Below are 7631 nucleotides of genomic sequence, written 5' to 3' on the forward strand. Positions count from 1 at the left end.
TGTCTTATAAACAAGCTCAAATCGCTTTGTTTTCTTTGAAAAAAAAGCAACGTTCACAAATGAAAAAAGCACAACAAGAGCAATTAGATGCACCTATACAAGATATTGAATATGCACCAACTCAACAACAAACGGCGGTGTGAAATGGAGCAAAGAACAGCAGAATGGTTTCAAGCAAGGCTAGGAAAAGTCACTGCTTCAAACGTTTACAACGTACTCAGTAAGACAGCAAAAGGTTTGCCTACAAGCAAATATGAAGACTACAAAACGAAACTCATGACAGAACGCTTAATAGAGGGAATAAGCCAATCTTATACAACACCTGCTATGCAATGGGGCGTTGCATATGAAGAGAATGCCTTAAGAGAATATGAATTCATTTATGACGCAGAAGTCACAAGATGCGGGTTTATCCCACACCCAAAAATGAAAATGGCGGGTGCAAGTCCTGATGGGTTCATTGGAGAGGACGGTTTAATCGAAGTCAAATGTCCACAATCAACAACTCATCTTCGTTTTTTTATGTATGACGAAATCAAACCAGAATATCACGCACAAATGCAATTCCAAATGGCATGCACAGGACGCAAATGGTGTGATTTCATGAGCTATAATCCAAATTTTGTAGGCAAATCTACTGGTTTGAGAATGAAAGTCAAACGCGTCAACCGTGATGAGAAACACATTGAAGAGATCAATAAAGCGGTCGAAATCTTTTTAGGGGAAATAGAAAAAGAGATGCAAAAGATTTTGGCAAAAGCTGCTTAAACCTATGGGGGTGCTCTCTCCTTCTCCTCTTGCTTAAGCACCCCCACCCATTTACTAAGGAAATTAAACGTGTGTAACACCAAACATATTATCATACAGCCTGCTAAAGTTGAGGAATTTTGTTTTTTTACCATTGGCTATGAAGGTAAGTCCCTTGAGAATTATCTTAAGAGTCTCATAGAAAACAATATCAAAACTTTATGTGATGTTCGTAAAAATCCAATAAGTAGAAAACACGGATTTTCGAAAAGACAATTAGAGAAAGCTGTAAGCAATATTGATATTGAATATATGCATATGCCTGAACTTGGAATTGCTTCTGAAAAACGAAGAAATCTGAAAACACAAAAAGATTATGACCGCCTTTTTGAAGATTATCAAAATACAACTCTCAAGAATAATTCTTGTGCAATAAATAAATTATATCAAATTTTTTTAAATAAAAAGCGTGTTGCAATCACCTGTTTTGAAGCCAATGTATGCATGTGCCATAGAGGACAACTCGCATTAGCTCTTACTCAATTGCCTGATTGGAAATATGAAATTGAACACATCTAAAAAATAAACTTGCAGATTTTTAAAAGTTGGAGTGCTTCACATGCCTTCCAGCCCCCCACCCATTTAATTAACATAAAAAAGAGAAAGGTAATGAGATGATATTTGATGATGGAGATAGATATGTAACGACACGTGAGTGTGCACAGCTTTTTAGTGTATCCACAACAACGATTCGCAATTGGGTGCTTCAGGGGTTGTTTCCGGAGCCATATAAGCTAGGGAGAGCAGTGAGATGGAGAAAAAAAGAGATCTTAGCCTTCACTCCAAAGAAAAATAAGGAGCAAATAAGAACAAATTAGGTAAAATTATATAAACTGTAGAAGGTGGTCTAAAAGGTGATCTGAAAATGGCTATTTAAAGAAAAAATCTATATATTTCAATATGTTGAAGATGTAAAATGGTGCCCCCAGAGAGACTCGAACTCCCGACCCCCTGATTACAAATCAGGTGCTCTACCAACTGAGCTATAAGGGCGTAACCATGTAGGAGTTAGCACAAACTCACAAAAAGGAAAACAGAAAATTATCAAATTTTGTACATATTAAAAGAAAACTATATAACAAATAAAAAATAACCAACTTATTTCCTCTTTTACCACTTTTTACAGCAAGATTGGAATTATCCTTATGTTGATATCTTATAGACTCTTTTATAAGATATCAACATTTTGCTATCGAATTACGAATCTGAAGACTTTGATTGATGAGAAAGGTATTTTTCTAGCCAGTGAATATTATAATTACCATCAGCAACATCTTGATTATTAATAAGATCGCGAAAAAGAGGTAGTGTAGTTTTTATTCCATCCACGACAAATTCATCTAAAGCACGCCGTAAACGCATCATACATTCTAAACGGGTACGCCCATGAACAATCAGTTTTCCAATCATACTATCATAATAAGGAGGGATACGGTAACCTGAATAAGCACCTGAATCAACACGAATCCCTAAACCTCCAGGTGTATGAAAATGTGTAATGGTTCCAGGTGATGGCGTAAAGTTAATAGGATCTTCTGCATTAATACGGCATTCAATGGCATGACCAGAAAAACAGACATCATCTTGTGTCACTGAAAGCTTGCAGCCTGATGCAATATGGATTTGTTCATGGACTAAATCTATACCTGTAATTGCTTCAGTTACAGGATGTTCGACTTGTAAACGCGTATTCATTTCGATAAAATAAAATTCGCCATTTTCATAAAGAAATTCAATAGTACCAGCTCCACGATATCCAAGTTGGGCACAGGCATTTGCAACAATACTACCAATTTTTTTTCGTTCAGTTTCACTAAGTGCAGGTGATGTAGCTTCTTCCCATACTTTTTGATGCCGTCGTTGCAGTGAACAATCGCGTTCTCCTAAATGAATAGCATTTCCCGCACCATCACCTATGACTTGAATTTCGATATGACGGGGTTTTTCTAAATATTTCTCTATGTAAACAGCGTCATCACCAAAAGCAGCTTTCGCTTCTGAACGCGTTGTTTTGAGAGCTATAGAAAATTCTTGTTCAGAATGAACGACTTTCATACCACGTCCGCCACCACCGGCAGAAGCTTTGATAATAACGGGATAACCAATTTCACGAGCGGTGCGTAAAGCATCAGATTCTTCAGTGACTGCTCCATCTGAACCGGGAACTACAGGAATACCAAGTTTTTTGGCGGTTTTCTTTGCTTCGATTTTATCGCCCATGATTCGGATATGAGTAGCTGTTGGACCGATGAATGTAATATCATGGGCTTCTAGAACATCTGCAAATTTTGCATTTTCAGAAAGAAAGCCATAACCTGGATGAACAGCATCAGCTCCTGTAATTTCACAAGCAGCAATAATTTGCTGAATACTCAAATAAGAATCGCGAGCGGGAGGAGGGCCAATACAAACACTTTCGTCAGCAAGACGAACATGCATTGCATCTGCATCAGCGGTAGAGTGAACAGCCACGGTTTTTATGCCAAGTTCTTTACATGCACGTAAAACGCGAAGAGCAATTTCTCCCCGATTAGCAATGAGGATTTTTCGAATCATGGTTGCCCCTCGCTTTATTCAACAATAATAAGTGGTTCACCAAATTCAACAGGTTGGCCATCTTTGACAAGAACAGTGGTTACCGTGCCTGAGCGTGGTGATGAAATTTGATTCATTGTTTTCATGGCTTCAATAATAAGTAATGTCTCTCCTTCAGAAACATTTTGTCCTACTTCTACAAAAGGTTGTGCACCTGGTGAAGGTGCAAGATAAGCTGTTCCAACCATCGGAGAGGTTATTGTGTTTTTTGATTTATCTTCTTGGATAGATTGTATAGGAGATTCAGTTGTTGGGACTGGAGAAGATGTTACAGAAAAAGTAGGAGTAGAAACAGGAGCATAGATTGCTTGCTCAGAAGAAGTTAGGGTATTTTGGCGTGAGACACAAATACGAAGCTCCCCTTGTTCAACTTCAATGTTCGTTAAATTGGTATCATTCAAAATTTCAGCAAGATCACGAATAATTTTCGTATCAATTGCGGTTTTTGCCGAATCCATTTTTTTTGTTGCCATTTTATTTCTAACTCCTTGATCAATGAAGATCGTCATTATCTCATTTTATGACCGAATATCTCTAGATTAGGGATGACATCTTTTGAGGCTTTAAAGATTTTTATTTCCTTTAAATCATTATACTTTGCAATTTAAAACTCGTATCTGCTTTACGCAAAATTGCACTTATAAGCCTGTTATCAAAAAAGAGAAAGCATAAAATTACCTCACTTATAGTATTCTTCCTAAAACTAATTAGGTATTCACCGTGTATTGTCTATCGCTTGTTTTAGAGTATCTTGTCTGGCTGCGCCAATGAATATTTTATTACCAATGATGTAAGAAGGTGTTCCCGTAATATGAAGTTTAGAGGCAATTTGGATATTTTCTTTAAAAGCGTTTTGTAGAGTGGGATCTTTTATTGCATTATGTAGTTTTTTTTCATCTGCTCCTAATGAAACAGCTATTTTAATAGCTTTAGCTTCATTTGCGCGACCCTGATACATTAAAAGCGTTTTGTGAAACTGAGGATATTTCTCTGGAAATTGTTTTCGAAATGCGTAGGCAACAGTATGGGCTGCCATAGAATCAGAGCTTAAAATTGGTAAATCCTTAATAATAACCTTTAAATCTGGATATTCTTTTATCAAGTCTTCTATATGTGAATAGGAACTTTTACAATACCCACAGTTGTAATCAAAAAAATTGACAAGCACTTTTTTACCATTTGGGTTTCCCAAAATGGCGTCATGAGGAGAATGAAAAATTTCTTTTTCTAATAAATGGATGACAGAAGTTTGTATTTTGTTTTCGTATTCATTCTGTTTTTCCAGCTTATCTTGAAGAATAAGCTGCATTTCAATCAGAATTTCTGGATGAGTAAGAAGGTACTCTCTGACAATTTGTTGAATATGATGAGAATCAGTATGTGGTATCATTTTTTCTTTAAGCTTAGATAAAAAGCTAGAATCTTCCAAAAGTTGTGTTTTAAGCTTTTCTAAGCTTAAATGATTTTCTGTTTTTGAGTGTGATGTTGCGTTTGATAAAGAAGGTGAAAAGATTAAAATACTCGACATAACTGGGACTAAAATTTTTGAAAGAGGTGTTATTTTCGAATTTTGAGAGTGATGAGTCATCTGTGTACCTTCACATTTCCTAGTGTGTCATTGAGTGAACTATATGAAAAGCGTTATCTATGTGCAATAAAGCATTTAGCTATAGTGTGTATTTAAGAGTGAGAAAAAACATCAATTTTTCTCTAAAAAGACTTCATATGATGAACCTTGGCTTGGCAAGGATATTTTTTGTAAAAGATAAAAAAATTCTCTTTAATTTGTCAAATGTTGTTTTGATGTATAAGGGTATCAAAAGCTTTTTGTGCGTGTTTATTTTAGGAAAAAGTACGTTGATAATACAATGAAGAACCCTTGTATTATTTTTTCCTATTGCTTTATTGAGTACTGAGAAACAAACTTAAATAATGAAAAGTGAAATTATGAAAACCACAACACATTATGAACTGTTTATCATTGGGGGAGGGATAAACGGGTGTGGATTGGCAAGGGATGCAGCAGGACGCGGATTTAAAGTGGGATTGGCTGAAATGAACGATCTTGCATCTGGGACCTCAAGTGCGTCAACAAAGCTTATTCATGGCGGGCTTCGTTATCTTGAACATTATGAGTTCAAGCTTGTTCGTGAAGCATTGAAAGAACGCGAGATCATTTTACGTATGGCTCCACATATTGTGCGTCCTTTGCGTTTTCTTCTTCCTTATCATAAAGAATTGCGCCCTGCTTGGATGTTGCGTTTTGGACTTTTTATTTATGATTATTTAGGGAATTGGAATCAGAAATTATGGCGCAGTAAAACAATTAATTTTTCAAAAAAATTTCGCTCTACACTGAAGAAAGAATATCAGAGAGGTTTTGAATATTCTGATGCAAGAGTAGATGATGCGCGTTTAGTTATTGGCAATGCTCGTGATGCAGAAAAATGGGGCGCTGATATAAAAGTACGAACAGAAGTTCTCTCTTTAAAAAAAGAAGACAATAAATGGCGTATCGTTCTTCAAGACAAGTTAAGTAGCAAAAAATATAGTGTCACAGCTTCTTATGTCGCGAATATGACAGGACCTTGGATTGATCATGTTTTGGCAAGCATATTAGACTATAATGAACATCCACCAGTACGACTTGTTAGAGGTTCTCATATTTTGGTTCCCAAGCTTTATACTCATGATCGTGCTTATATTTTTCAAAATGGTGATGGGCGTATTATATTTGCTATTCCGTATCAAGAAGAATTTACCTTGCTTGGAACAACAGATTGTAATTATCAAGGAGATCCGGCTGACGTTCATATTACTGATACAGAAATTGATTACATTTGTGCAGCAGCTAGTGAATATTTCATACAACCAGTATTGCCTGAAACAATTGTCTGGTCTTACTCTGGAGTTCGTCCACTCTATGATGATGGAGCTTCAAAAGCACAAGAAATTACGCGCGATTATGTTTTAAAAGAAATGGGAACAGGAACAACACCAAAGATTCTTAATCTTTATGGTGGAAAGATTACAACTTATCGTAAGTTGGCTGAAGATGCGATGAAATTTGTTGAAAAAGCGCTTGGTAAAAAGGGAGCATCATGGACGGCTAAGACAGTACTTCCAGGGGGCGATTTTCCCTATAATCAATTAGATATAATCGAAAATAAGATTGCTCTTTTGATGCCAGATTTAGATGCTTTTACACATCGCAGACTTGCACGCTCCTATGGTACGGAAGCATTAGTGATATTTGCACATGGTAAGGAAAATAGAGGAAAAAATTTTGGACATGGGCTTTATGAAGTAGAAGTAAAATGGTTGATGGAAAAAGAATGGGCTAAAGCATGTGAAGATGTGTTATGGCGTCGTTCGAAACTTGGTCTCCTATTTAATGAACAAGAGGTTGATACTCTTTCTTCCTATATGCAAAGCCAACAAGAGACTGAATAACCTTTATGATCATTTCATTTTACAGATTTTATCTGCAATATTGTAAAATATTTTCTTCAAGAAATACTGGTGTCAGTCATACATCTTAAAAAGACAATGATTGTCTATACCCTAATTTTAGTTTTTTTTTGCAAGAATCATAAAATGGCAAATTAGATAGAATATTTAGGATAAAATTTATCTATCTTATAAAGTGAAATCCAAGAATGTTATCAAGAATTACTCATTGAGAAAAAATGATTTATAATTATATGCGTGTAAAATAAGGATTTTTGTTCTTTCTTGAGGAGAAGATAAAAGCATCTTCTGTAGCGTTTATTTGCACAATAATTTAAAAAAATCTAAAGAAAATTAAATCTATTATGAAAAATTGTACAATGTTTTAGTTTATCGTTTATTATCTTAAACGCTGTGCTAAATCATGTAAGGATAGAGGCTTGATGAGCGTAAGAAGAACTTGTAAATGAGTTTTTTATATTATAGTGAAAATTTTTTTCATGTTTATATACCTGAACGATAATCTATGAGAAATGCCATATTGTGTTTTATCATGATTGATTGTAGTAAACTTTTATAACAATTGAAGATAATGGGCTGTTATTATACTCATGATAGTGTAAGAGAATAAAATTTTCCGTAAACTAAAAGTAAGTATTTTTCTATGTATAAAGAGAGAGCTATAGGGATATGAGAGTAATACCCTCATGATATTTTACAACCTTCCATCGCCTGTAAAATTTGCAGTAGCACCAATGTTGGATTGGACAGACCGACAT

Annotated in this window: 7 protein-coding genes, 1 tRNA gene and 1 pseudogene; 5 read left to right on the forward strand and 4 right to left on the reverse strand. The window is 35.3% G+C overall.

What is annotated here, in order from left to right:
• The 4 genes and pseudogenes from ACFIKE_RS06625 to ACFIKE_RS06640 form a co-directional block, all read left to right on the forward strand.
• Nucleotides 1–143 (forward strand): annotated as a pseudogene (locus ACFIKE_RS06625) (recombinase); the annotation flags it as partial.
• A 1-nt stretch (nt 144) separates the two neighbouring features.
• Nucleotides 145–768 (forward strand): lambda exonuclease family protein, encoded by a 624-nt coding sequence (locus tag ACFIKE_RS06630; RefSeq protein WP_375648775.1) that lies wholly within the window; start codon nt 145–147, stop codon nt 766–768.
• A gap of 69 nt (nt 769–837) precedes the next feature.
• Nucleotides 838–1326, forward strand: a complete 489-nt coding sequence (locus ACFIKE_RS06635) for a DUF488 family protein (protein WP_375648778.1) — start codon at nt 838–840, stop codon at nt 1324–1326.
• 95 nt (nt 1327–1421) lie between these two features.
• Nucleotides 1422–1625: an AlpA family transcriptional regulator gene (locus tag ACFIKE_RS06640; protein WP_005865986.1), complete on the forward strand. Its 204-nt coding sequence runs from the start codon at nt 1422–1424 to the stop codon at nt 1623–1625.
• Between the two features lie 99 nt (nt 1626–1724).
• On the opposite strand, the gene ACFIKE_RS06645 is transcribed toward ACFIKE_RS06640, so the two are convergent.
• The 4 genes from ACFIKE_RS06645 to ACFIKE_RS06660 form a co-directional block, all read right to left on the reverse strand.
• Nucleotides 1725–1800: transfer RNA gene (locus tag ACFIKE_RS06645), tRNA-Thr, on the reverse strand.
• Nucleotides 1801–2004: 204 nt separating this feature from the next.
• Entirely contained in the window at nt 2005–3363 is a 1359-nt protein-coding gene (gene accC / locus ACFIKE_RS06650; protein WP_375625732.1) for an acetyl-CoA carboxylase biotin carboxylase subunit, read from the reverse strand.
• A gap of 14 nt (nt 3364–3377) precedes the next feature.
• The gene (gene accB, locus ACFIKE_RS06655; RefSeq protein ID WP_273787930.1) at nt 3378–3875 is read right to left on the reverse strand and encodes an acetyl-CoA carboxylase biotin carboxyl carrier protein; all 498 of its coding nucleotides are present in this window, start codon (nt 3873–3875) and stop codon (nt 3378–3380) included.
• A gap of 242 nt (nt 3876–4117) precedes the next feature.
• Nucleotides 4118–4990, reverse strand: coding sequence for a DsbA family protein (locus ACFIKE_RS06660; RefSeq protein WP_375648780.1), 873 nt, complete (start codon nt 4988–4990; stop codon nt 4118–4120).
• Between the two features lie 344 nt (nt 4991–5334).
• On the opposite strand from ACFIKE_RS06660, the gene glpD reads away from it, so the two are divergent.
• On the forward strand, nt 5335–6855 hold the full coding sequence (gene glpD / locus ACFIKE_RS06665; RefSeq protein ID WP_375648782.1) for a glycerol-3-phosphate dehydrogenase: 1521 nt from the start codon (nt 5335–5337) through the stop codon (nt 6853–6855).
• The last annotated feature ends 776 nt before the right edge of the window (nt 6856–7631 follow it).

The sequence above is a fragment of the Bartonella sp. MU70NMGDW genome, from assembly GCF_042194085.1.
Lineage (GTDB): Bacteria > Pseudomonadota > Alphaproteobacteria > Rhizobiales > Rhizobiaceae > Bartonella > Bartonella grahamii.

Bases quoted from the DNA above. Each gene is read 5' to 3' on its own strand.
- ACFIKE_RS06630 (WP_375648775.1), top strand. From the start codon at position 145: ATGGAGCAAAGAACAGCAGAATGGTTTCAAGCAAGGCTAGGAAAAGTC.
- ACFIKE_RS06640 (WP_005865986.1), top strand. From the start codon at position 1,422: ATGATATTTGATGATGGAGATAGATATGTAACGACACGTGAGTGTGCA.
- accC (WP_375625732.1), bottom strand. From the start codon at position 3,363: ATGATTCGAAAAATCCTCATTGCTAATCGGGGAGAAATTGCTCTTCGC.
- accB (WP_273787930.1), bottom strand. From the start codon at position 3,875: ATGGCAACAAAAAAAATGGATTCGGCAAAAACCGCAATTGATACGAAA.
- ACFIKE_RS06660 (WP_375648780.1), bottom strand. From the start codon at position 4,990: ATGACTCATCACTCTCAAAATTCGAAAATAACACCTCTTTCAAAAATT.
- glpD (WP_375648782.1), top strand. From the start codon at position 5,335: ATGAAAAGTGAAATTATGAAAACCACAACACATTATGAACTGTTTATC.